Genomic DNA, 23217 nt, shown 5'->3' with positions numbered 1-23217 from the left:
ACCTTTGCAAGAAATAGCCAACACCTACTAAAAATGGGTAAGAGAATCAAGAAACTAAAAAAAGTGCGAATCCATCGCGAGGGAAACGACACGCTCGTATTCAGCCTCATATTTATTATTGTAGTAGCCACCGGATTATGGTACAGTTTTGAAACCAAATGGCCTTTTGGAATCTTCCTGGCCGTGTTTGGTGTCATCTATGGCATTGTGCTCAACTTCTACCAGTGTCCCATACGATACCTTAACGTTGAGGACACCAACAAGATTGTCGTTGCTCCCGCAGATGGAAAGATCGTCGTCATTGAGGAGGTCGAGGAAAACCAGTATTTCCACGACAAACGAATCATGGTTAGCATCTTCATGAGTTTGTTTAATGTTCACGCCAACTGGTTCCCCGTTGACGGAAAGGTTAAGTTTGTTCACCACAAAGATGGCAACTTCCATAAGGCATGGTTGCCCAAAGCCAGCGAGGAGAACGAGCGCGCCGACATCATGATTACCACAGAGGACGGAACAGATATCCTGTGCCGCCAGATAGCTGGTGCCATGGCTCGTCGCATCGTCACCTATGCTCAGGAGGGCGAAGATTGCTATATCGACGAGCATCTTGGCTTTATCAAGCTGGGAAGCCGTGTTGACGTGTTCCTCCCTCTCGGAACAGAGATCTGCGTGAAGATGGGGCAAAAGACCGTTGGCGACCAAACCATCATCGCCAAGTTGAAATAAGCCCTTCAACAGAGTCGAACAGAATCATCCATTAGGATCAACTATAAAAATAAGATTGACTATGAGCATCAAGAAGCATATTCCCAACAGCATCACATGTTGCAACTTAATCTCGGGATGCATAGCTACTTGTTTCGCGTTTTTTCACGAGCCCGAGTTGGCTATGATGTGGATCATCATCGGAGCGGTTTTCGACTTTTTCGACGGCATGAGCGCCCGTGCCTTGCACGTTTCATCACCTATCGGAAAGGAACTCGACTCATTGGCCGACGACGTCACGTTTGGTGTAGCGCCGTCCACCATTCTCTTCTCCCAATTGCTCGTTTTGGACCTGCCCTCTGCGCTCGATCCCATTTCGTCCATCTTGCCCTTTGCGGCCTACATCATGGCGGCCTTCTCGGCTTTGCGATTGGCCAAGTTTAATCTTGACGAAAGGCAATCGATGGGTTTCATTGGCATGCCCACCCCAGCCAACGCCTTGTTCTGGGGCTCGCTTATCATCTCGTGCAGCGATTGGCTCGAAAGCTACAACTTCACATTTGCCCTGCTTATCATCCTCATGCTGATAACTTCTTGGCTTCTCATTTCCGAGATTCCCATGTTTGCATTGAAATTCAAGCATTGGGGATGGAAGGGCAACGAAATACGGTATAGCTTTATTGGTCTGTCGGCCGCCATCCTCATCGCCAGCATCATCAACAGCGGATTCAAGGGCCTCTTACAGCCTTGGTGGATCATCATTGCGCTCTATGTCCTGGTATCCATCATTAGCAACAAGGGAGCAGCCGCTCAAGCAAAATAACAACGGGCCTTCACGCTCTACCCCAAGAGTGCGAAGGCCTGTCTGCCAATTGGCCAAACGGAAATGAATCTACAATTTATTTCCTAAAGAAGGATGTAACGCAAACTAACCAGCTTGCCATGAGCACATTATTCATCATACAATTACTTAGTTGCACCATGGTTACCATGATGGCCTTGATGTTAGCAGTATCACGCTTTCAAATTCGATGGATCCATCAACGCTACGAAACGTCTCGTTGGCTCATCTTTGCTTCCATGCTGCTTCTGGCCATCCATTACGTTCTTCAAATGACGTTTGACATTCGGAGCAAAAGCGACATGAGTGGAGCTGTGGTCAACGTGTTGTTCTATACGCCCGTTTCCATTACGATTTCGTACGCCATCTTCAACGTCATCTGTTTTCGCGAAGGCCGTCGACAATATAAAATCGTGGGCTTTGGAAGTTACGCATTCATACTTTTGGTGTTCCTAATCGGTTTCATCAAATATAGAAGTTTGAACATTGGCTCATTGACATTTGTGATGATTGCCCTCTATGTGCTGAGCATGCTTTATTGCTTTGTAACAACGGGCAGAGAAATCCGACATCATCGGAAAATCATAGAGAAAGAGTCGTCGGCCGACCTTCTACCCTACGACCAGTACACTTGGTCGTGCTATGCATTGCTAACGGCTGCCGCAGTGTTGATGTTGACCACCGCCATCGTTTACCGCCCCTTGCTATTAATCATTTTCCCCTTGATGCTTATCGCCCTATTCATCTTTGTCATGAGTTTTATCGGATATGGCTTCAATATGGTTCCTGTTGATATTGCCATGCAAGAGGAAGCGCCGAGCATAGAAACCGCGGAAAATGCCATTAAGGCAGAAGACACCAATGAAGACGGCTGCTTATCTGAGACGAGGGCTACGGAAATAGCCACCAAACTAAAGCTCTGGTGTGAGACCGGCGGGTTTAGAGACTCCTCTATCAACATGTCGACACTATCGAGTAGGATATCCGTTCCACGCAACGAGTTGAGCCGATATTTCGAACGTTACCTGAAGAGTTCGTTCAGAACGTGGCTCAGCGACATAAGGTTCCAAGAGGCGCAGCGAATGTTGTTGGAGCGTCCCCATTTCAACAACGACGCCATCTCGTCCGAATGTGGGTTTTCATCCCATGCCCATTTATACAAGGTGTTCAAGATGAAAACAGGCATGACACCCGGACAATGGAAAGAAAAGGAGTTTCATTCGTAGGAATGAAACTCCTTTTGCGTATAAATGAAACCATTACCACTATCAATGAAACTGCATAAATGGGAAAAATGCATTAAATTTGCCATTGTAATCAAGAATTGATTGAAATAAGAGTTTCCTTGTAAAACTAACCTGGTAACTGAGTATTTAGTAATAAGGAAAAATATAATCATCACGATTACTCGTATTTATCACGATTTATCGGGACTCTACGTTTGCCGGGGGGGAGCGTGAGTCCCGTTTTTATATAAATAAAACAACCACCTACCGACCGACACTCAAACTGTATCGATGGGTAGGTGGTTGTGGGTCTATCGGTTGAATGGTTAGTAAACCAACGTTCCTATTTCCTCACCGTCGAGCACTTTCTTCAAGTTGCCCACAACGTCCATGTTGAACACATAGATGGGCAGGTGGTTGTCCTGGCACATGCAAATGGCCGTAAGATCCATCACCTTCAATCCACGCTGCAACACCTCCTTATAGGTAATCTTGGTGAACTTCTCAGCCTGAGGATCCTTTTCGGGGTCGGCCGTATACACACCGTCAACACGTGTGCCCTTGAGCATCACGTCGGCCTCAATCTCAATGCCGCGCAAAGAGCTGCCCGTATCGGTTGTGAAATAGGGACTGCCCGTGCCTGCTGAGAAGATGCAGACATAGCCGTTCTCAAGGGCCTCAATGGCTTTCCACTTGCTATAGAACTCACCGATGGGTTCCATGCGAATGGCGGTCAGCACCTTAGTCTTCACGCCAATGGCACCCAAGGCAGAACTGAGGGCCAATGAGTTGATAACCGTGGCGCACATACCCATTTGGTCGCCCTTCACGCGGTCGAAACCTTTCTGAGAACCGGTCAAGCCACGGAAAATGTTACCACCCCCAATGACGATACCTATCTGAATTCCCATCTCGTGGATTTCCTTAATCTGGCGAGCGTAATCAGCCAAACGCTCAGGATCTATGCCATAACTCTGTTTTCCCATCAGGCTCTCGCCCGACAACTTGAGAAGTATACGATTGAATCTTGCCATAATTTAATATGATAATTGTTAGAAAGATAAGTCTAAATCACAAATTGCACATCCTTCAGGGCGTACACCCGAATGTGCCCCTCACGGTCGCGCATCACCAAATGCCCATTGTCCTCCACTTCAACAATGGCCCCCTCAAATTCGCCCTCCCGGTCTCGATATTTATGGAACCCATGTTTTCTGTAGAGGGCCTCATGATAGAGGGCCGAGATGTCGCCATAGGAACCTTCTTCAATCATCTTGTAGTATTTGACGAACGACGATAGGATTTTCTCCAACAGTTCTCCCCTATCCACCTCGTGCCCAACAATTTGGTTCAAAGACACAGGGTTGGGCAGCGCATCTGAGAAAGAAGCTTGGTTCACGTTGAGCCCCACCCCAAACACGCAGTCCTTGATATGTCTGGCCGAAAGGGAGGTCTCTATGAGCGTGCCACTAATTTTCTTGTCGTTCCAATATATGTCGTTGGGCCATTTCAGCGTAATTCCCTCAGCCACATAAGCGTCCAAAGCCTCCTTGAGCGCCAATGCTCCCATCATGGAGAGCAGGAACTGGCTCTGCACGGGCACCATCGAAGGGTGAACAAGAATGGAGAACAGCAAGTTCTTGCCCCGCTCGCTTTCCCAAGTGTTGGTGCCTTGACCGCGCCCGGCGGTCTGAAAAACCGTTGTTAGCACAACCGCCAAGGCTTTCGCCTGTTCGATTACCGCCCGATTGGCCTGCGCCACCTCGCGCACACGCAGATTGGTGCTGTCGGTCTCGTCCATCTCATAGAGCACATACTCTTTCGAGTTTCCTTTGCGGACAAGCTTGTTATACAAGGAGAGGATTGAAAGCATTTTCTATATGATTGATTTGTATATCATCGCTGCCTTTGCGGCCGATAATCGTTAATATGTCGAACCGCAACTCTTCCACAACGTCGTACATCTGCACATAATTGTGGGCGGCCCTTCCTATATGGCGCACCTTTTGCACATTCACAGCGTCTTCTGGTGCCAGTATTTGCTCTGTTGCGCGCGTCTTCACCTCCACAAATACCACGGTTCTCATATCCGGACTCTTGCAGATAATGTCTATATCGCTCTTGCTGCGACCATATCTCCAGTCGCGATCCAAGATGACATATCCTTGCTTCTGCAAATAAACGGCAGCATACTCCTCGCCCCATTTTCCCAGATCATTGTGTTCGGCCATATCGACGATGATGATTTTCTTGCAAAAATAGCAATAATCATTAACTCTTCAAAATATTATTCGTACTTTTGCTGAAAATTCATCATCATGTCTATCTCCTCCCAACAACAAACCGACGAACACTTCATGCGTATGGCGCTTCAAGAAGCCAACCAAGCCTTGGCGGAAGGCGAAATTCCCATAGGCGCTGTTGTCGTTGCTCGTGGCAGAATAATCGCCCGCGCCCACAACCTCACCGAAACATTGCATGATGTTACGGCGCATGCCGAAATGCAAGCCATCACGGCGGCGGCCAACCTGCTCGGCGGCAAATATCTCACCGATTGCACGCTATATGTCACCGTGGAACCCTGCGTCATGTGCGCCGGCGCCATAGGATGGGCCCAAATTAAGCGTGTGGTGTATGGCGCCCCTGATGAAAAAAGAGGATATGCTCAATTGGCTCCCCACGCCTTTCACCCTAAGTGCAACGTTCTTACAGGAGTGCTCGAGGCTGAATGTCGCGACATCATGCAGCAGTTTTTTAGGACGAAACGATAACCCTCCCAAGGGAACTTCAGGCTGCAAATTACGCAACAAACTATAGCAAGAACTACACATTTCTTTTAAACAAGAGTATTGTTGGCCGCAAATACGCGCTTCTCATGCCTTTTTGGTAATCTGCTGACTAACAATAGCTTATCCAGCAATCGTTCGATTCAGCACTCAACATCATGTCTCTATCTTTGTGAAAGATGCCTAATCGCCCCACAAGAGACGCCTAACCGTACCGCGATTGGGAAGCTATCGAGGTTCGATACATGCCAAACCGCAACTCAAGTCATGCCCAATGGTCGACTCTCAGGAAAATCGCAACCGTTTTATGCCACAAAAAAGGCATTTGCGCACTCTATTTTACGACTAAAGTAAGCACAGTTTTTTCAGAACTATCCCAACAAAACAAATAAGAAAACCAGTTCTTGCGACAACTCGGTAACACAAGAACTGGCTTCTTATTATGCCGCAAACAGGAGGAACGAGAAGGCCCCATCGTTTGCTTTGCACAAAGGCGTTTATACCTTATGAGGGTTCACAACCTAACTTATTTGACCAGCACCACCAAATACTTACTGGTGCTCCAGAATTGCTGGGGATTGGTAATGCGCAATTCAAACTGCTGATTGGCGTCGCGCTGCAACACGTAGCTACCAGATGGATGATTGGTCAGCAACTTGGCAGCCTTCGAGTAGAACTTAATCTCCTTCGTAACACGAATGTCTATCTTCGTGAAATAGTTATGGTTGAAGCTCGACCGCAAAATCTTACCATCCACGATGACGTGCTGGTCCTTCAGCTCCTTCTTCGTTCCAAACACAAACCAAGCGGTGTTGAGTTGCTGCACTTGGTTGTTAATGGTCTGTGTCTTCTGCTCGGTTTCGCTCGTCAGGTTCGACACATTGCTGTTCAGGTTGTTGATGGTTTCGTCCAACTCTGCAATGTGAATATCCTTGGCGTCGAGCTCGGCTCGCAACTGCTGCAACTGCAGGTCCTTATCCTCCAGTTGTTTCAGCATGTTCTCGATGGTTCTCTTCATCTCATCGCCCTTAAAACCGCTGGTTCTCAACTGTTTCTGAAGTTTCTTTATCAGCGCCCTATTCGCATCCATCCTACTCGATATGAACTTGATGTTCTCTCGAATCAGCTGCGTCTTGTCCGCTCCTTCTCCATCTTTGGCAATGTTCACCCGGTTCTCAGCCTTGTTGATGGCCCTAAAACCTTCCTGGATATCGTTGAGCGTAGCCATCATGTCGTTGAGTTCATTGTCGCGTTGCTCAATGATTTTTTCCAACGAATCGTTAGGGGCCACACGCTGGTAAGTGGTCTGCGGCGGGCGTTTTCCTCCACAACCGGCCATAGCCATACATAATGTCACAACGGCTGAAATCAACAACAACTTTTTCATATTCTTAGTATTAGGTTAGATAGATAGCGTTAATCTTTTTTCTTTCCGTAAAGCATCTCGTGCAAGAGTTCCTCATTGGTCTTCTCGCGCTTGTCCTTCGCTTTGCCCGATGACTTTCGCACCGTTTCGTTGGCTTCCGCGTTACCCGCTAATACGATGACGATTTCGCCTTTGGGCTCAACCTCCTCGAAATGGGCTATTACCTCATTGAGCGTTCCGCGAACATGTTCCTCGTGCACCTTCGACACCTCGCGGGCCACGCTCACCTGCCGGTCGCCTCCAAAGGTATCGGCAAACTGCTTCAACGTCTTTACCAATCGGTAGGGCGACTCGTAAAAAATCATGGTGCGATCCTCGGACTTCAGTTCCTCAAGGTGGGTTTGCCTACCTTTCTTCTGCGGCAAAAAGCCTTCGAAGCAAAACCTGTCGCACGGCAAGCCCGACGACACCAACGCAGGAATGCACGCCGTGGCGCCAGGCAAGGTCTGCACGGTGACCCCCGCCTTCACGGCCTCGCGCGCCAAGTAAAAGCCAGGGTCGCTGATGCCAGGGGTGCCCGCATCGCTCACCAACGCTATCGTCTCGCCAGCCAGCAGACGTTGAACCAAGGCGGGCGATGTGCCGTGCTCGTTAAACTTATGATGCGACACCAAGCGATTGTGAATGTCGAAATGATTGAGAAGGACACTCGAGGTTCGTGTGTCTTCTGCAAGCACCACATCGGCCTCCTTCAAGATGCGGATGGCGCGAAGGGTCATGTCCTCCATATTTCCCACAGGAGTGGGTACGATATACAATATGCCCATAACGAAGGACAAATATAATGAAATCTGCTATATACACAAAGAAATCATCCGTTTCTTTGCAATTTTTAAGTTATAAGGGCACACGGGCGTTCAGGATGAACGTCCGTGAGCTTATTTTCCCCAATCGTTCATTACACCTATTTGGGCTTACACATTACGCTTCACCACCGAGCCGCTGGCCTGATGGGTGGCCAACACAAGCACCTCGGCAATCTGCACATGGGCCGGAGCGCTTACGGCGTAGAAGCACACATCGGCGATGTCGTCGCCCGTCAGGGGCTTAATGCCGTCGTAAACATGACTGGCGCGCTGTTCGTCACCATGGAATCGGATGTTGGAGAAATTGGTTTCCACCAAGCCCGGCTTCACATTGGTAACGCGAACGCAACTGTCGGCCACATCAATACGCAAGCCATCGCTAATGGTTTTCACCGCAGCCTTAGTGGCGCAATACACGTTTCCGCCCGCATAGGCAGCATCGCCTGCCACCGAGCCGATGTTCACCACATGGCCCTTGTTGCGCTGCACCATTCCCGGCACCACCAAACGGGTCATGGTGAGCAGACCCTTCACATTGGTATCGATCATCTCGTCCCAATCCTGGTAGTCGCCCTCATACTCGGGCTCAAGGCCACGTGCCAATCCGGCGTTATTAACCAGCACATCGATGTTCTTCCACGCGTCGGGCAAACTGGCGAAAGCCTTATGGGCAGCCTCGCGGTCTCTCACGTCAAAGGTCAACGTGAGCACCTCCACTCCTTCCTTCTCTAATTGCTGCTTAACCTCTTGCAACTTGTCGTCCCTGCGCGCCGTGAGTATCAGGTTGTACCCACCCTGTGCAAATCGGCGGGCGCATGCCTGCCCTATTCCACTTGTCGCTCCGGTAATCAATGCGATTCTTTCCATGTCATGATTATTTTAAAAGTCGGTATGTATTGATCTTATCGCTCTCGCATCTTCCAAGCGGCCCCATGCCCACCCCAACAACCAACGCGCCCAACAAGTTGTTGGCGGCGTATTAAGGTGTTACTTATGCAAAGTTAACAATTTTTTGTTAGTTCCTTTTCTCCGCATCTTCATTTTTTCATAACTTTGCATGAAGAGAGATTGTCATTAAACACACAACAAGAAATTGCCCATGGAAAAGACATTCAAATTTACACCAGAGGAAGTCAGGACATCAGTCAAGATCATTCAGTATCTGCGTACAGCCATCGGCAGCTCTCTGGAAAATCACGATGAACAGAAAGTTCGAAAATATATCCACCAAGCCATCGTTGCTGGGCATGTCCATCGCGACGTATTTGGCCTCAACCCCATCCTCACATCGCTGCAAACCGCACAAATTGCCGTCGACGAGATTGGTCTCCACCGCGATGGAGTAATTGCCACCTTATTATATGGAAGCGTTGCTAACGACGACGACCACGAGGAGATAGACCAACTGTTTGGCGAGAATGTGGCACGCATTGTCATGGGATTGGCCAAGATTCAGAAGCTCTACGAGAAGAATCCCGTCATCGAGAGCGAGAATTTCCGCAACTTGCTCTTGAGCTTTGCCGAGGACATGCGCGTCATCCTCATCATGATTGCCGATCGTGTGAACATCATGCGACAGATACGTGACGTGGAGCAAGAAGAGGCACGCCATGAAGTGTCGGAGGAGGCCAGCTACCTCTATGCCCCCCTGGCCCACAAGTTGGGCCTCTACGGCTTGAAGAGCGAGTTGGAAGACCTGTCGCTGAAATACTTGGAGCACGACGCCTACTACATGATCAAGGAAGAGCTGAACGCCACCAAGAAATCGCGCGACGCCTACATCCAGCAGTTCATCGCCCCCATACAGGAGAAGCTAACTGAGGCAGGCTTGAAGTTCCACATGAAGGGACGAACCAAGACGATCCACTCCATCTGGCAAAAGATGAAGAAGCAGAAGTGCGGTTTCAAGGGCATCTACGACCTCTTCGCCATCCGCATCATCATCGACTCGCCCTATAACCTCGAAAAGCAACTGTGTTGGCAGGCCTACTCCATCGTGACCGACATGTACCAGCCCAACCCCAAGCGCTTGCGCGACTGGCTCTCGGTGCCCAAGTCGAATGGCTACGAGAGTCTGCACATCACGGTGCTCGGACCTGAGAGCAAATGGGTGGAGGTGCAAATTCGCACGGAGCGCATGGACGACATCGCTGAGCACGGCCTGGCCGCCCACTGGCGCTATAAGGGCATCAAGAGCGGTGGCCAAATGGACGAGTGGTTGGCCAACATTCGGGCTGCGCTCGAAGCAGGCGACAATATGGAGGTGATGGACAACTTCAAGATGACGTTGGCCCCCGAGGAGATGTTTGTGTTCACCCCGAAGGGCGACCTCTTCAAATTCCCCGCAGGCGCCACCGTTCTCGACTTCGCCTATCGCATCCACTCGAAGATCGGCAACACCTGTGTGGGCGGACGTGTCAACGGAAAAGTGGTGCCCATGCGCCAGGAGTTGCACTCGGGCGATAGCGTGGAGATTCTCACCCAAAGCAACCAAACGCCCAAGCGCGCTTGGCTCAGCATTGTCACCACAGCCAAGGCGCGTGCTAAGATACGGTTGGCCTTAAAGGAAACCCAGGTCAAGGACGGCCTGTACGCCAAGGAACTCCTGGAACGCCGTTTCAAGAACAAGAAGATCGAGATAGAAGAGAGCATCATGGGCCACCTTGTCAAGAAGATGGGATTCAAGGAGGTGTCCGACTTCTACAAGCAAGTGTCCGACGGAAAGCTCGACCCCAACGACATCATCGACAAGTATGTGGAGATTCGCAACTATCAGGAAAACCACGCCAAGGAACACGAGGCCCGCTCGGCAGAGGAGTTTGAGTACGAAGGACCTGTCGAGGACCTGTCGAGCCAAAGCGACGACGTGCTTACCATCGACCAGAACCTCAAGGGCATCGATTACCAGTTGGCTTCCTGCTGCCACCCCATTTATGGTGATAAGATCTTTGGATTTGTAACGGCGGGCGGCGGCATTAAGATCCACCGCACCGATTGTCCCAACGCACCCGAAATGCGCCGACGCTTTGGCTACAGAATCGTGCGCGCCCGATGGAGCGGAAAGGGCACGTCGCAATACTCCACCACGCTGAAGGTGATAGGAAACGACGACATTGGCATCATATCCAACATCACAAGCATCATATCGAAAGAAGAGAAGATTCTGATGCGCTCCATCAACATCGACAGTCACGATGGCCTTTTCTCCGGCAACTTAGTTGTGCAGTTGGAAGACACTACACGTTTGCAGGCGCTCATCAAGAAACTGAAGATGGTGAAGGGAGTGAAACAGGTGCAGAGAATCTAACACCACACACTCCCACAAATGCCACTTTTAACCCAAATCGTCATTAGATTTCAATTCTTGTTAGTGTTTGTTTCGAGCAGGTTGCGACATTCTCGTTGAAGCCATAGCGGGCTATGGCGAAACGCGAATGGAAGCAAGATGCCGAAAGAAACGCTGACAAGAGTTGGAAAGAAGTCATAAAATCATAATAACTCACCTATTTCGGTCTAATGACCGATTTGGGTTTAAGATGAAGAATATCGCTAAGCCCCAAGTCCACTAACGGATTTGGGGTTTAGTCTTTGCCGGCGATTTCGGTATTTGGGAGGTAGCTGACCCATTGGGTGCATAAACACAACAAGCCGGGCTTTCCGTTTGAGGAAAGTCCGGCTTGTTGTGGTACCTCTTGGAGTTGAACCAAGGACACATGGATTTTCAGTCCATTGCTCTACCACCTGAGCTAAGGTACCTTACGTTCCCCTGAATGGGGTTGTTTTCTTTTTGCGGTGCAAAGGTAATGAATCTTTTTGAAATTACAAGCGTTTTGTCAATTCATTAAGCTTTGTTAACAATACTAATGAATCTTTGCTGGCGTTACAGGTGCCATTTGTACTTGCGTTGCGCTCGCTCAGGCTGAGTTATAAAGCCTGAGCCCGATCCGCCTCCGGCAGCCACACCACGGTATTGTGCCCAACGCGCCCTGATTCGGTCTACATAATCCACCGTTTCGTAACCGCGCATGTATCCGTGCTTCACCACGGGGTCATTATAATAAGGTGCGCTACCCAGCTTCAACACATACTCTCGCACATGGGCCCAGCTGTGTGCATTCTGCCCATGCTTTGTGGCGAGCGCCATGGCGTCGCGTATGTGGAAATAGCCGCCGTTGTAGCTTGCCAGCACAAAGAGGGTTCGCTCGGCCGATGGCACATCCTGGAAATGGGTGTTGAGCTCGCGTATGTACTTGGCTGCAGCCGCAATGTTTTGCTCAGGGTCGTGCAGGTTGTCGCGCGACAAGCCCAGATGGTCGGCCGTAGACGGCATGATCTGCATCAGTCCGCAGGCACCTGCCCATGAGCGAGCCTTGGGGTCGAAGGTCGATTCCTGGTAACATTGTGCCGCAAGCAAGCGCCAATCCCAACGCGCCAAAGGCGCATAGCGTCGGAACAAATGGTCGTAATGGGAGATGACGCCCCCCGAACGGTCGAGCATGGGCGAATAAACATGGCGTGTTATGCTACGCGTAGAAAGCAGGAAGTTCTCCTCTTTCTTCATCTTGGCCACCATGCCGGGCTTAAACCACTGGTCCAAACTATCGGCCAACTCCTGATTGTCGGCCTGGACAGCCCATTGCGACTTGTGCGACGCATCGCTCACGCCTGCGTACCTGATGCCTCGGAAGCTCTTTGGAATCTGGTAGGCTATGACGTCGGCCTCGCCTCGTTTCAACCGCTCAACCATCTCTGTCGTGTCTTTGCAAACCTCTACGCGAAGCGAAACGCCTATCTTCTCCGCGAACTTCTCGCAAAGCAAATATTGCAAGCCCATGCCATGTCCGTGATAATCGTAATACGACTCGGGACCCGACAGGGTAAGCATAATCAATTCGCCATTGTTCTGGATGTCGCTCATGCCAAACGAAGAGCTGGCAGGGATGGAGTCTTCCCCTATGGAGGTTCCCCAAGGGGTCATGGCCTGCTTTTTCGTTTCCGTGCAGGAGACGAAAAATAAAAGGAGGATAAATATGTAAAAAGCGTTGACTTTCATGGTAATTCGCCACAAAAGTAATACTTTTATTGCACAAATGAACTAAAATGACTATATTTGCCACAATTTTTTAAGCATTTATAGCTCATTCGACAACATTTAAACACAAAAATAGGCATGATACGTATTGCGGTCCAATCGAAAGGACGCCTTTATGAGGACACAATGAACTTGCTCAAGGAAGCAGACATTCAGGTAAAAGAGAGCAAACGAACATTGCTCGTCGAAAGTTCTAATTTCCCTCTCGAAGTGCTTTTTCTTCGAGACGACGACATTCCCCAGAGCGTAGCGAGTGGCGTTGCCGACATTGGTATTGTTGGCGAGAACGAGCTGCGCGAGAAGCACGAGGACGTGCAAACCATCCTGCGTTTGGGTTTCTCCAAATGCCGTTTGTCGTTGGCCGTTCCCAAGGCGGTCAACTATACTGGCTTGTCATGGTTCAACGGTCGGAAAATAGCGACCTCCTACCCCAACATCCTTCGCACATTCTTGAACAGCAACAACATCAAGTCTGATGTTCATGTCATTACGGGTTCGGTGGAGATTAGCACGGGCATTGGCTTGGCCGACGCCATTTTCGACATTGTGTCATCGGGCTCCACGCTTGTCCACAACCATCTTAAGGAGGTGGAAACTGTGATGAAGAGCGAGGCCATGCTTATCGGCAACTGGAACATGGATGAGGAAAAGCACGACATCCTGAACCAAATGCTGTTCCGCTTCGAGGCCGTTCGCTCAGCCCAAGACAAGAAATATGTAATGATGAACGTTCCCAAGAATCAGATAGCCACCATCACCGAGGTGCTGCCCGGCGTAAAAAGTCCGACCGTCATTCCTTTGTCGGATCCCGACTGGTGCGCCCTGCACGCCGTGATCGACGAGAAGCGCTTTTGGGAAATCATTGGCCAGCTAAAGGATTTGGGCGCCCAAGGCATCCTTGTAAGCCCCATTGAGAAAATAATCATGTAGAGATCATTCGGAGCCACTATCATGAAGATCATAAAATATCCATCAAGAGAACTATGGGCCGACCTCATTCGTCGCCCCCAGATAGACACCACCCAACTGCACGCCACGGTTTCCACCATCCTGAGTGAGGTGAAAGCCCATGGCGACGATGCCGTAAGGAAATATGAGGAGCAGTTTGACCATGCCCAGCTGCATACGCTTGCGGTAACGGAGGCCGAGATGGAAGAGGCCGAGCGTTTGGTGTCGGACGATCTGAAAGCCGCCATCGTGCTGGCCCACCGCAATATCGCCAAGTTTCATGAGGCACAACAGTTTGAAAGCCACAAGATTGAGACCTGCGAGGGCGTGGAGTGCTGGCAGAAGAGCGTTGCCATAGAAAAGGTGGGGCTCTACATTCCTGGCGGAACGGCTCCCCTCTTCTCCACCGTGCTGATGCTTGCCACCCCCGCCAAGATTGCAGGATGCAGGCAGATAGTGCTCTGCACGCCCCCCAACCGTGAGGGGAAGGTGAACCCAGCCATCTTGGTGGCCGCCCGAGTGGCAGGCGTGAGCCATGTGTTCAAGGCTGGTGGCGTGCAAGCCATTGGCGCCATGGCTTATGGAACCGAAAGCATTCCACGTGTTTACAAGATCTTTGGCCCTGGCAACCAATATGTGATGGCCGCCAAGCAACTGGTGAGCCTGCACGACACAGCCATCGACATGCCCGCTGGCCCCAGCGAGGTGTGTGTGGTTGCCGACGCGAGCAGCGACGCCGAGTTTGTGGCGGCCGACTTGCTCTCGCAGGCTGAGCACGGCATCGACTCGCAAGTTTTTCTGATCACCACCTCCGAGGAAATGCTGCAAAAGGTTACCGAGCAAGTTGACATTCAGCTGGCCGCCCTACCCCGCAAGGAGATAGCGCAACAATCGCTCAACAATTCGATCTTCGTTCTTGTGCGCGACGAGGCCGAGGCCATGGACCTGAGCAACGCCTACGCCCCCGAGCACCTCATCATCGCCACTTCCGATTATGAGAAGTTGGCCGAGAAGGTCGTTAATGCGGGAAGCGTGTTCCTGGGACGTTGGGCGTGCGAGAGCGCCGGCGACTACGCCAGCGGCACCAACCACACATTGCCCACCCACCAATATGCCTTGGCTTACAATGGCGTGAACCTCGACAGTTTCAACCGCAAGATAACATTCCAGCATCTTTCGGAGGCTGGCATAGGCAGCATTGGGCATGCCGTGGCCTGCATGGCCGAGAACGAGCAACTGGAGGCCCACGCGCAAGCCATGCGCATCAGGATGAGCAAGTTGGGGCTTCGCTAAGCCGACACGCGCACTTAGGGCAGGCACCCCGCCCCCATGGCCCTCGGGGCGAGGGGGGTCCACAGAGCCCATTATAGAAAACAAGTATAACCTACTCCAACCGGAAAGAATATCGCAGATGAAACCACTACAAGAACTGGTTAGACCCAACATATGGAAGTTAGCCCCTTACAGCTCGGCCCGCAACGAATATGCCGGCAAAGAGGCTCGTGTGTTTCTCGACGCCAACGAGAATCCCTACAACGCACCCTACAACCGCTATCCCGACCCGTTGCAAACGGAACTGAAGGCGCAGTTGGCGAAGATCAAGAACGTGCCCGCCGAAAACATTTTCCTGGGCAACGGGTCCGACGAAGCCATCGACTTGGTTTATCGCGTGTTTTGCCGCCCCGGCGTCGACAACGTGGTGGCCATCGAACCCACCTACGGCATGTATAAGGTTTGCGCCGACACCAACGACGTGAGCTACCGTCCCGTTCAGCTCGACGCCCACTATGCGATGCACGCCGACAGCCTGCTTCGCAGCTGCGACAAGCACACCAAGGTGATCTGGATTTGCTCGCCCAACAACCCCACAGGCAACAACATGGCCGTGGAGGAGATAGAGGGTGTGCTTCGCCAGTTTGGTGGCATCGTGGTTGTCGACGAGGCCTATGGCGACTTTTCCACGGCGCCCATGTTCCGCACGCGCCTGCAGGAATTTCCCAACCTCATTGTGCTCAACACCCTGAGCAAGGCTTGGGGTTGCGCAGCCTTGCGCTTGGGCATGGCGTTTGCCAGCAAAGACATCATCGACCTGTTCAACAAGGTGAAATATCCCTATAACGTTAACCTGCTCACGCAGCAGCACGCCCTTGAGATGCTCAATGAGCGCGAGAATGTGGAGAAGTGGGTTACCATCTTGCTTCAGGAACGCACGAGGCTGATGCGGGCGTTTATCGACTTGCCTGTTTGTGAGCAAGTGTATCCGTCGGACGCCAATTTCTTCTTGGCCAAGATGACCGACGCGCAAGCCATCTACGACTATCTGGTGGAGAAAGGCATCATTGTGCGGAACCGCACACGCGTAACGCTTTGCCAGGGGTGCTTGCGCATTACGATTGGAACCAAGACCGAGAACTCCGAGTTGATGGGAGCTCTGCGGCAGTATAACCCCTAATCGGCCTGACAACACATAGCCCCAAATCGACGGCAACTCGATTTGGGGCTCAAGTGTTCCCAACGTTTGACGGGATAGCTCCTCAACGCTTGTAATGATAATAGAACCAATAGGTGTCGCCGTATTTATCGCGTAGCGCCGTGTAGCGTTCACGCTTGTTGCCATACTTATCGCCTAAGTCCTGAAAGTCGTCGTAATCGGCCTCTTTCACGTTGTTGTAATAGCTTATGAGCGGATGGCTCGTGGTATGTTTATAGATGATGAGGGCCTCCTTGTAATGCTTGGGCAGTTGCTCATTGATGGGATAATACTTTGCGAGATGCCGCACAAACTGGTTCAGGTCGCGGTCGAGCAGATAAGCGCAAAGCAACCAGTCGTGGGCGGCTGCGGTGGCCCGATGGGCCTTGTGGAGCGTCTCGAGGTAAACGCGAGGGCGCATCTTCTGTATGAATACCACTCCCAGATGGGCGTACAACTTACGTTCGTCGGCCATCATGAGCTTCACCGAGGCTCCGTTTGGCAACATGGCGTCGGACCCTCCCACGAGCGGATAGGAAAACAAGCGGTCGCCAAGCATGTGGTTCTCGGAGAGCGCCCACACGCGCAACATGGTGAGGCTGCTGTCGGTAGCCGCTTCTTTTACGCCCACCTGCGTGGCCTCGGTAAAGTTGCCCTTGACCATACTCTCTTCCATGCGCATGCGAAAATGGAACGTGCGGTCGGAGTTGCCCAAGGCACACACCACCAAGGCCATGACAACCATGACCAGCAGGTTCTGCCATGATATGCGCGAGAACACGCCCACATCGCCCGACGATTGTTCCAACGGCTCCAACTGCCGGCACACCCATACCACTCCGGCATACCCCGCCATGATCAAGGGGAAGCCCCACAACCAATTGCCGAGATAAGGCTCTTGGTCGACATGGGATGTTACATCGGTAAGCACGCCCAGCAACAGCAACGAGGGCAGGTAGGTAAGCGCATGGAAACGGCGCGAGAGGCCACTCAGGCCAAATATCACCAGCTGCAGCACCCATAGGATGATGGTCAGCAACACGGCGCCGATGATGCGGTTGTAATGGGTGACGCCATGTGCGAGCACGTGCTGTGTGACGGCCAGGATGTCGGCCTGGTATTCGAAAAGGTATAAAAAGGTGAACAACAAGAAAAAAATGGCACACATCACCCTCATGATGATGGTGCCATTCTTTGTGGTTTTAATCATTGTGCTGATTTTCATTTGTCTTTTTTAAGAACCACGGCAGAGCGAGCGGGGATATACAGTTTCAGCCAGCCCTTATGGTCCTTTTCGTAAACAGGATCGAAATTGGTGTGGTGCACCATGGTGTCGTCGGCAAACCCGTTGCCACCAAACTCCTTGGCGTCGCTATTGAGCACAACCTTGTAGTCGCCCTCGGGCACCAGGAAGCCATAGTCGGTGAAGGAACGTGTGGGCGAGAAGTTGAACACAAACACCAGGTCGCCACGCATGAAGGCCAACACTTGGTCGCCATCGTTGTGCCATATTTCCTGCACGGGGGTCTTGATGAAGTTTTTCTCACCTTTCACCACCTCGATCATCTTTTGGTCAAAATCGCCCAGGAAGTGGTAGTCGAGCTCGGGGTTGTCGACCAAGTTCCATTGGCGACGCGCATATTTGTAGCTCCATCCGTTGCCCTCACGTGGGAAGTCGATCCACTCGGGATGTCCAAACTCGTTGCCCATGAAGTTGAGGTATCCGCCGTTGATGGTTCCGAGCGTGACGAGACGGATCATCTTGTGCAGGGCTATTCCGCGATGCACCATGTCGTTCTCGTCGCCTTGCTTGAAGTGCCAATACATGTCGGCGTCGATGAGTCGGAAGATGATGGTCTTGTCGCCCACGAGCGCCTGGTCGTGGCTTTCGCAATAAGAGATGGTCTGCTCGTCTGCTCGTCGGTTCTTCACCTCCCAGAAGATGCTGCTGGGCTTCCAATCCTCGTCCCTGCGCTCCTTGATGGTCTTGATCCAATAGTCGGGGATGTTCATGGCCATGCGGTAATTGAAGCCGTAGCCGCCATCCTCAAACTTGGCGGCCAACCCGGGCATGCCGCTCACCTCCTCGGCGATGGTGATGGCCTTGGGGTTCACCTCATGGATGAGCTTGTTGGCCAGCGTCAGGTAGCAGATGGCGTTGTCGTCCTCATGACCATTGAAGTAATCGCCATAATTGGTGAACGCCTCGCCCAGTCCGTGGCTGTAATAGAGCATGGAGGTCACTCCGTCGAATCGGAATCCGTCGAAATGGAACTCCTCCAACCAATACTTGCAGTTGCTGAGCAAGAAATGGATAACGTCGTCCTTGCCATAATCGAAGCAGAGGCTGTCCCATGCCGGATGCTCGTGTCGGTCGCCGGGATAGAAATACTGGTTGGGGTCGCCAGCCAAGTTGCCCAGGCCTTCCACCTCGTTCTTCACGGCGTGCGAGTGGACGATATCCATCACCACGGATATTCCCATCTGGTGGGCTGCGTCGATGAGCGCCTTCAGCTCCTCGGGTGTTCCGAACCTGCTTGATGGCGCGAAGAACGAGCTGACGTGGTAGCCGAAGCTTCCATAGTAGGGGTGCTCCTGAATGGCCATGACCTGTATGCAGTTGTAGCCGTCCTTGGCCACGCGTGGCAACACGTTGTCCTTAAACTCGGTGTAGGTTCCCACCTTCTCGGCATCCTGCCCCATTCCCACATGGCACTCGTAGATGAGCAGGGGGTTGGTGTTGGCCTTGAAGTTTTTCTTTTTCCACTGGTAGGGAGTTTTCGGTGCCCACACCTGCGCTGTGAAGATCTTGGTGACCTCGTCTTGCACCACGCGCTGGCACCATGCGGGGATGCGCTCTCCTTCGCCACCGTCCCATTTCACGTGCATCTTGTAAAGCTGCCCGTGCTTCATGGCCTTGGCGGGAAGCTTGAGCTCCCAGTTGCCTGTTACCTCTATGCGCTTGCAACGGTATTTCTCGTCCTCGGTCCAGTTGTTGAAGTCGCCCACCAAGTAGATGTCGGTGGCCGTTGGGGCCCACTCACGGAAGACCCATCCTCCACGCGGCACTTTGTGCAGGCCAAAATATTTGTAGCCATCGGCGAAATCGGAAAGGGTTTGCCTGCCGTTTCGTGTAAGCTGGCCTATTTTCCACAATGCGTGCTCGTGTCGACCACGGATGGCGTCCTCATAAGGTTCGAGGTAAGGGTCGCTGGCCACGATGCCAATGTGCTTAGGCGTCGCTTTGACCGATAATTTCTTTGCTGTCATAGTTTGATATAGATATGATGTTTAAGCTTTTATTTTGAATATGGCTTTCTTGAACTGCTCTTTGTCGGCGATGCAAGGCGCATGGCCGTCTTGGGGTGTGAAAAGCACAAACTGCCCTTTCTTGACGTTGAAGATGGTTTGTGGGCGCACGCCGGGCAACAGGGCAAAATCGTTCTCCTCATCGAAGTGGGCTTCTGGCAGGTCGGCCAATGGCGTGTAGCCGTAGCGCTCGTCGGTCTCCAGGGGCAGCTGGATATCGATCATCTTGCGGTGATACTCGATGGCCGCCTCGTTCTCCGTCTTGCCTTTGGCCATCTGGATGTTCACATAAGCAACCTCTCCCTTGATGGGATGCATTCCGGCTTCGAGACTCTCCAGGTCGTGGTTTTTCATGAAGGCCACCACCTCCGCTATGAGCGGATAGAGCGACTCGTAACGAGCCAGATTGTCAAGTGTGTCAATAATCATAGTTGGTATTTTAAAATGATTGCGTTCTTGCTTGCCTTATTGGTCGTTGAAGCGACGGCCGTTCTCATAATGGCCGGTGAAGAGGATGGTTCCGTTGCGGTCTTTCTCCACAAACTTGCCGTCGCGCCTGTCGTTCACATACGATCCCTCGAAGCGCTTTCCGTCCTTGGTCTCCTCGATGGCCTTTCCGTTGCGTTGGCCATTCTTGTATGTGCCCTTGAAACGGGTTCCGTTGGCGTAGTGTATGATGACCTGCCCATCGATTTTGCCATTCACGAAGTCGCACTCGAAGACGTCGCCATTTTTCTTTGTCAGCTTTCCATGACCGTTGAGCAGGTCGTCTTTCCACAGGCCCTCGTAGCGGTCGCCATTGGCCCATACAAACGAGCCCTGTCCCTCGCGCTCGCCGTCTCTGAAGTGGCCTGTGTAGCGGTCGCCGTTGGCATACTTGAATATGCCTTCGCCCGTACGCTCTCCTTGGTCGTAGTCGCCTTCGTAGCGGTCGCCATTCTGGAAATCGTAGATGCCACGGCCCTGCTGAATATCGTCTTTCCATTGGCCTTTGTAAACATCGCCGTCGGCATAGCGGTTCACGCCATAGCCACACCGCTGGTTGTTGGCCCACTCGCCCTCATAGGTGGTGCCGTCGCCCCAGTCGAAGAAGCCCTTGCCCTCCTTCTTGTCGTTCTTCCATTGGCCTGTGTAGAAGGCGCCGTTGGCGTAGGTGTACTTGCCTTTTCCGTGGCGCATGTCGTGGTACCAGTTGCCGTCGTACTTGTCGCCGTTGAAATAATACATCACGCCATGCCCCTCTTGGTAGTCGCGGTACCAAAGGCCCACATACTTGTTGTTGTTGCTGAAATAATAGGTGCCTCGCCCGTTCTGCTGGCCCAGCACCCACTCGCCTTCATATTTCTCACCATCGGCGAAGGTGAAGGTGCCGTAGCCATGGCGCTTGCCCTTCACAAACTGCCCTTCATAGTTGTTGCCATTTTCGTAGAGGGCGCTTCCCTTTCCATAAGGTTTGCCAGACGCCATCTCGCCCTTGTACACGCCCTTCACGCCTTGCTCCTCGATGGTGCAAGAGCCCAACGATATTTTCTGGGCCATAGCCGCAAAAGGTGCCAAGGTGATTATAAATAATAATATGTAGGTCTTTGCTTTCGTTTTCATGCCATAATCAATGATTGTTCAAAGATAGCAAGAATATTTGGAAAGGCGACGGGTCGTTTCTTTTTTTAATGCATTCGCCGCGCTATTTAACATTCTTAAATACTTGGGGCTTCCTCGTGTTGCCTTGCCTGTCGCCTGTTTCTCTGGCGTGGAAGGTTTCTTGAACACTAACGAGAATTGAAATCTAATGGCCGATTTGGGCTCAATGTGGTATTGGGGAATGGGGAATGGGGAATAAAATAATGGAGATTGAGGAAATGCTATCCGGAAACGATCTTTTTACCTTAAGAAACTAATCCCTATTGAAATTTCTTAATCCTGACGTACAAACTTCTTTCACAAGAAAACTACATGTACCTTATTGAAACTATCATTACCTAAATCAACCTTAGTTTACCAAATCCAACTAATAGCCTACCAAATTCTAATTACCTAAAATCAAACTAATAACCTAATTATTATCATTAACCTAAAAACTTATCATCTATCCTGTTTTACCAAACCCTCTTCGTAAAGGAGTTTGTCGGCACGGCTCCTTGCATCTATGCAGGATATCCATGCCCCTTATATTCGTTTCGTTTGTTTTCGATTGCAAAGATACACTAAATGACCATTCTTGTCTGCAACAAATCGTTCATAAAGGTAGAATTATGTTTCATTGCAACAATCGTTCCATGAAACGAACGATTTGTTCCACCCAAATGGACATATTTGCGCCATCGACCTCACAAAAGCCCCCATTTCATCGGTTCTGTTTTCCATAAGCCCATCCTGCGCATGTTTGAACCACCTTAATAAAACATGAAACCATGAAGCCTACTCGTGAGCTAAACGGGCTGTCCCACCTTCGCCGAGTTTCTGCCGAAGGGCTGCCAACGAGCTCACGCGGGTGGCGAGCGGCTTCGCCTATGGCCTCGGAGAGGAGAAGTGAGCCAAGGGGTGCATAGCGTTCCAGTTGTTCCAGTTGTTCCAAATACCATATCCACATGCCAAACCCCTTTCTATAGGCTATATAACTAATTGATAATTAGATAGTTATATATAGAAAAATAAGAACGCGCATACCAAAAACATTAATTGGAACAACTGGAACAACTGGAACGGGAAAGCATCCACGTCCTCTAAAAGGCTCATTATCAACCATTTAATCATTTAACGACAAGAAGAATATGAAATACAATCTCAGTAAAACTACCCCTCCAGCGATACCACGCCTGGGAAAAGACACCGAAAGCGTGGCTCTTTTGCCCTCGCAAGTGTCGAAAGACATGCACCAGCCCATCGTTCCCATGCTTTTCCCTATCCTTGGAGCGCACGTAAGTGGAGCCGAATTTACGTATCCCGACCTCTCGTGGAAGGAAATGAGCGGAATGATGGTCAATCTCGCGGCCGTTAGAAGCGCTGGAAAGGGCCAACTGTCGAGCATCGTGGGCACGACGACGAGGAGCTTGCCAAGCTCGTGGAGCGTCAGAAGATGATGAAAACCAAATCGTATCGAAACGCATCGAATCGTATCGAAACGTATGATTGCCAACGCCCATTGTTGTACCTTTGCACATGTAAAAGATACCGATCGTCACCAACACCACCCATCAACCCACCAACACCACCGTCCTATGAGTCAACCACCCATCACCAACCATCGCCACTCGTGTAACACCAGCGCCCCCCATTGCGCACGGCTCGCATCGGCTCGGATCAGAGCGGCCCACACTAACGGGCATGAACGTGAACAGGAAGCCACACGTCTGGGAGGCGAAGAGGTGCAAACAGGCACAAGGCTAAAAGAAAATAACATTCGTAGTGAAAGCCGTCTGAGGCTAAAAGGAAAAGCCATTCGGGTTGCTTTTTATTTCCCACAGATGCCATGCGGGATGAGAGATTTACGCTCAGACGCGGTCGCTCGGCTTTGCCGCTTTCGTAGCGCCAGCGGAGAAAGAACAACGAATTTGGATTTTTAACATAAAGCTCTAAAGCAGCCAAAGGAGAATAAGAGAGGTTGGAAC

Annotated in this window: 21 protein-coding genes and 1 tRNA gene; 9 read left to right on the top strand and 13 right to left on the bottom strand. The window is 51.2% G+C overall.

The genetic code is table 11. The features are described from left to right. The first annotated feature begins 33 nt into the window (after positions 1 to 33). The 3 genes from WKK33_RS06345 (at position 34) to WKK33_RS06335 (ending at position 2772) form a co-directional block, all read left to right on the top strand. The gene (locus tag WKK33_RS06345; RefSeq protein WP_215760168.1) at positions 34 to 726 is read left to right on the top strand and encodes a phosphatidylserine decarboxylase family protein; all 693 of its coding nucleotides are present in this window, start codon (positions 34 to 36) and stop codon (positions 724 to 726) included. Between the two features lie 61 nt (positions 727 to 787). Beyond that, positions 788 to 1528 (top strand): CDP-alcohol phosphatidyltransferase family protein, encoded by a 741-nt coding sequence (locus tag WKK33_RS06340; protein WP_215760169.1) that lies wholly within the window; start codon positions 788 to 790, stop codon positions 1526 to 1528. Between the two features lie 119 nt (positions 1529 to 1647). Further along, positions 1648 to 2772, top strand: coding sequence for a helix-turn-helix domain-containing protein (locus tag WKK33_RS06335; RefSeq protein WP_337932979.1), 1125 nt, complete (start codon positions 1648 to 1650; stop codon positions 2770 to 2772). 326 nt (positions 2773 to 3098) lie between these two features. Here the strand turns inward: WKK33_RS06335 and pyrH are convergent, their stop codons facing one another. The 3 genes from pyrH to WKK33_RS06320 are packed head-to-tail and all read right to left on the bottom strand — an operon-like array spanning position 3099 to position 5003. Continuing rightward, positions 3099 to 3806, bottom strand: coding sequence for a UMP kinase (pyrH, locus tag WKK33_RS06330; protein WP_215760170.1), 708 nt, complete (start codon positions 3804 to 3806; stop codon positions 3099 to 3101). 32 nt (positions 3807 to 3838) lie between these two features. Beyond that, positions 3839 to 4645 carry a biotin--[acetyl-CoA-carboxylase] ligase gene (locus WKK33_RS06325; protein ID WP_337932978.1) on the bottom strand — a complete coding sequence of 269 codons (807 nt, stop codon included), beginning with the start codon at positions 4643 to 4645 and terminating at the stop codon, positions 3839 to 3841. Continuing rightward, on the bottom strand, positions 4620 to 5003 hold the full coding sequence (locus WKK33_RS06320; protein ID WP_337932977.1) for a YraN family protein: 384 nt from the start codon (positions 5001 to 5003) through the stop codon (positions 4620 to 4622). Before WKK33_RS06320 ends, WKK33_RS06325 begins: the two co-directional genes overlap by 26 nt. Before the next feature lie 87 nt (positions 5004 to 5090). Here WKK33_RS06320 and WKK33_RS06315 point away from each other — a divergent pair, with 87 nt between their 5' ends. After that, positions 5091 to 5543, top strand: a complete 453-nt coding sequence (locus WKK33_RS06315; RefSeq protein WP_337932976.1) for a nucleoside deaminase — start codon at positions 5091 to 5093, stop codon at positions 5541 to 5543. Positions 5544 to 6084: 541 nt separating this feature from the next. On the opposite strand, the gene WKK33_RS06310 is transcribed toward WKK33_RS06315, so the two are convergent. The 3 genes from WKK33_RS06310 to WKK33_RS06300 all read right to left on the bottom strand — a co-directional run bounded on the left by WKK33_RS06310 (position 6085) and on the right by WKK33_RS06300 (position 8657). Then, positions 6085 to 6945 carry a hypothetical protein gene (locus WKK33_RS06310; protein ID WP_337932975.1) on the bottom strand — a complete coding sequence of 287 codons (861 nt, stop codon included), beginning with the start codon at positions 6943 to 6945 and terminating at the stop codon, positions 6085 to 6087. Positions 6946 to 6974: 29 nt separating this feature from the next. After that, positions 6975 to 7751: a 16S rRNA (cytidine(1402)-2'-O)-methyltransferase gene (gene rsmI, locus WKK33_RS06305; protein WP_337568776.1), complete on the bottom strand. Its 777-nt coding sequence runs from the start codon at positions 7749 to 7751 to the stop codon at positions 6975 to 6977. Positions 7752 to 7898: 147 nt separating this feature from the next. Next, positions 7899 to 8657, bottom strand: a complete 759-nt coding sequence (locus WKK33_RS06300; protein WP_215760176.1) for an SDR family oxidoreductase — start codon at positions 8655 to 8657, stop codon at positions 7899 to 7901. A gap of 232 nt (positions 8658 to 8889) precedes the next feature. On the opposite strand from WKK33_RS06300, the gene WKK33_RS06295 reads away from it, so the two are divergent. Continuing rightward, entirely contained in the window at positions 8890 to 11097 is a 2208-nt protein-coding gene (locus WKK33_RS06295) for a RelA/SpoT family protein (protein WP_337932973.1), read from the top strand. A 376-nt stretch (positions 11098 to 11473) separates the two neighbouring features. Here the strand turns inward: WKK33_RS06295 and WKK33_RS06290 are convergent. Continuing rightward, positions 11474 to 11546: transfer RNA gene (locus WKK33_RS06290), tRNA-Phe, on the bottom strand. Between the two features lie 124 nt (positions 11547 to 11670). After that, entirely contained in the window at positions 11671 to 12768 is a 1098-nt protein-coding gene (locus WKK33_RS06285) for a transglycosylase SLT domain-containing protein (RefSeq protein ID WP_337932972.1), read from the bottom strand. 192 nt (positions 12769 to 12960) lie between these two features. Here WKK33_RS06285 and hisG point away from each other — a divergent pair, with 192 nt between their 5' ends. From hisG to hisC, 3 genes are all read left to right on the top strand, one after another. After that, entirely contained in the window at positions 12961 to 13812 is an 852-nt protein-coding gene (gene hisG / locus WKK33_RS06280; protein WP_287768780.1) for an ATP phosphoribosyltransferase, read from the top strand. Between the two features lie 21 nt (positions 13813 to 13833). Next, positions 13834 to 15123 (top strand): histidinol dehydrogenase, encoded by a 1290-nt coding sequence (gene hisD, locus WKK33_RS06275; protein WP_337932970.1) that lies wholly within the window; start codon positions 13834 to 13836, stop codon positions 15121 to 15123. A 118-nt stretch (positions 15124 to 15241) separates the two neighbouring features. Beyond that, positions 15242 to 16282: a histidinol-phosphate transaminase gene (hisC, locus tag WKK33_RS06270; RefSeq protein WP_337568767.1), complete on the top strand. Its 1041-nt coding sequence runs from the start codon at positions 15242 to 15244 to the stop codon at positions 16280 to 16282. Between the two features lie 82 nt (positions 16283 to 16364). Here hisC and WKK33_RS06265 read toward each other — a convergent pair whose 3' ends face one another. From WKK33_RS06265 to WKK33_RS06250, 4 genes are read right to left on the bottom strand one after another with little or no spacing between them, the layout of a single operon-like run. After that, positions 16365 to 17525 carry a DUF6057 family protein gene (locus WKK33_RS06265; protein WP_337932968.1) on the bottom strand — a complete coding sequence of 387 codons (1161 nt, stop codon included), beginning with the start codon at positions 17523 to 17525 and terminating at the stop codon, positions 16365 to 16367. After that, on the bottom strand, positions 17522 to 19570 hold the full coding sequence (locus tag WKK33_RS06260; RefSeq protein WP_337932967.1) for an alpha amylase C-terminal domain-containing protein: 2049 nt from the start codon (positions 19568 to 19570) through the stop codon (positions 17522 to 17524). The genes WKK33_RS06265 and WKK33_RS06260 overlap by 4 nt, the downstream gene beginning before the upstream one ends. A 21-nt stretch (positions 19571 to 19591) precedes the next feature. Continuing rightward, positions 19592 to 20038, bottom strand: coding sequence for a YhcH/YjgK/YiaL family protein (locus WKK33_RS06255; protein ID WP_337570688.1), 447 nt, complete (start codon positions 20036 to 20038; stop codon positions 19592 to 19594). Positions 20039 to 20074: 36 nt separating this feature from the next. Beyond that, entirely contained in the window at positions 20075 to 21148 is a 1074-nt protein-coding gene (locus WKK33_RS06250; RefSeq protein WP_337469410.1) for a phosphatidylinositol-4-phosphate 5-kinase, read from the bottom strand. Between the two features lie 1232 nt (positions 21149 to 22380). On the opposite strand from WKK33_RS06250, the gene WKK33_RS06245 reads away from it, so the two are divergent. Next, positions 22381 to 22689: a hypothetical protein gene (locus WKK33_RS06245; protein ID WP_321104588.1), complete on the top strand. Its 309-nt coding sequence runs from the start codon at positions 22381 to 22383 to the stop codon at positions 22687 to 22689. A gap of 235 nt (positions 22690 to 22924) precedes the next feature. Here WKK33_RS06245 and WKK33_RS06240 read toward each other — a convergent pair. Further along, on the bottom strand, positions 22925 to 23217 hold a 293-nt coding region (locus WKK33_RS06240), incomplete at its 5' end, for a hypothetical protein (protein WP_337932966.1).

The sequence above is a fragment of the Hallella sp. genome, assembly GCF_037460745.1.
GTDB classification, from domain to species: Bacteria; Bacteroidota; Bacteroidia; order Bacteroidales; family Bacteroidaceae; genus Prevotella; species Prevotella faecis.
The sequence above is the reverse complement of the archived record's forward strand: the minus strand, read 5'-3'. Positions and strand labels throughout refer to the sequence as shown.

Bases quoted from the DNA above. Each gene is read 5' to 3' on its own strand.
- hisD (WP_337932970.1), top strand. From the start codon at position 13,834: ATGAAGATCATAAAATATCCATCAAGAGAACTATGGGCCGACCTCATT.
- WKK33_RS06340 (WP_215760169.1), top strand. From the start codon at position 788: ATGAGCATCAAGAAGCATATTCCCAACAGCATCACATGTTGCAACTTA.
- pyrH (WP_215760170.1), bottom strand. From the start codon at position 3,806: ATGGCAAGATTCAATCGTATACTTCTCAAGTTGTCGGGCGAGAGCCTG.
- WKK33_RS06335 (WP_337932979.1), top strand. From the start codon at position 1,648: ATGAGCACATTATTCATCATACAATTACTTAGTTGCACCATGGTTACC.
- WKK33_RS06285 (WP_337932972.1), bottom strand. From the start codon at position 12,768: ATGACCCCTTGGGGAACCTCCATAGGGGAAGACTCCATCCCTGCCAGC.
- hisG (WP_287768780.1), top strand. From the start codon at position 12,961: ATGATACGTATTGCGGTCCAATCGAAAGGACGCCTTTATGAGGACACA.
- WKK33_RS06295 (WP_337932973.1), top strand. From the start codon at position 8,890: ATGGAAAAGACATTCAAATTTACACCAGAGGAAGTCAGGACATCAGTC.
- rsmI (WP_337568776.1), bottom strand. From the start codon at position 7,751: ATGGGCATATTGTATATCGTACCCACTCCTGTGGGAAATATGGAGGAC.
- WKK33_RS06260 (WP_337932967.1), bottom strand. From the start codon at position 19,570: ATGACAGCAAAGAAATTATCGGTCAAAGCGACGCCTAAGCACATTGGC.
- WKK33_RS06325 (WP_337932978.1), bottom strand. From the start codon at position 4,645: ATGCTTTCAATCCTCTCCTTGTATAACAAGCTTGTCCGCAAAGGAAAC.
- WKK33_RS06255 (WP_337570688.1), bottom strand. From the start codon at position 20,038: ATGATTATTGACACACTTGACAATCTGGCTCGTTACGAGTCGCTCTAT.
- WKK33_RS06320 (WP_337932977.1), bottom strand. From the start codon at position 5,003: ATGGCCGAACACAATGATCTGGGAAAATGGGGCGAGGAGTATGCTGCC.
- WKK33_RS06245 (WP_321104588.1), top strand. From the start codon at position 22,381: ATGAAATACAATCTCAGTAAAACTACCCCTCCAGCGATACCACGCCTG.
- WKK33_RS06310 (WP_337932975.1), bottom strand. From the start codon at position 6,945: ATGAAAAAGTTGTTGTTGATTTCAGCCGTTGTGACATTATGTATGGCT.
- WKK33_RS06300 (WP_215760176.1), bottom strand. From the start codon at position 8,657: ATGGAAAGAATCGCATTGATTACCGGAGCGACAAGTGGAATAGGGCAG.
- hisC (WP_337568767.1), top strand. From the start codon at position 15,242: ATGAAACCACTACAAGAACTGGTTAGACCCAACATATGGAAGTTAGCC.
- WKK33_RS06315 (WP_337932976.1), top strand. From the start codon at position 5,091: ATGTCTATCTCCTCCCAACAACAAACCGACGAACACTTCATGCGTATG.
- WKK33_RS06265 (WP_337932968.1), bottom strand. From the start codon at position 17,525: ATGAAAATCAGCACAATGATTAAAACCACAAAGAATGGCACCATCATC.
- WKK33_RS06250 (WP_337469410.1), bottom strand. From the start codon at position 21,148: ATGGCCCAGAAAATATCGTTGGGCTCTTGCACCATCGAGGAGCAAGGC.
- WKK33_RS06345 (WP_215760168.1), top strand. From the start codon at position 34: ATGGGTAAGAGAATCAAGAAACTAAAAAAAGTGCGAATCCATCGCGAG.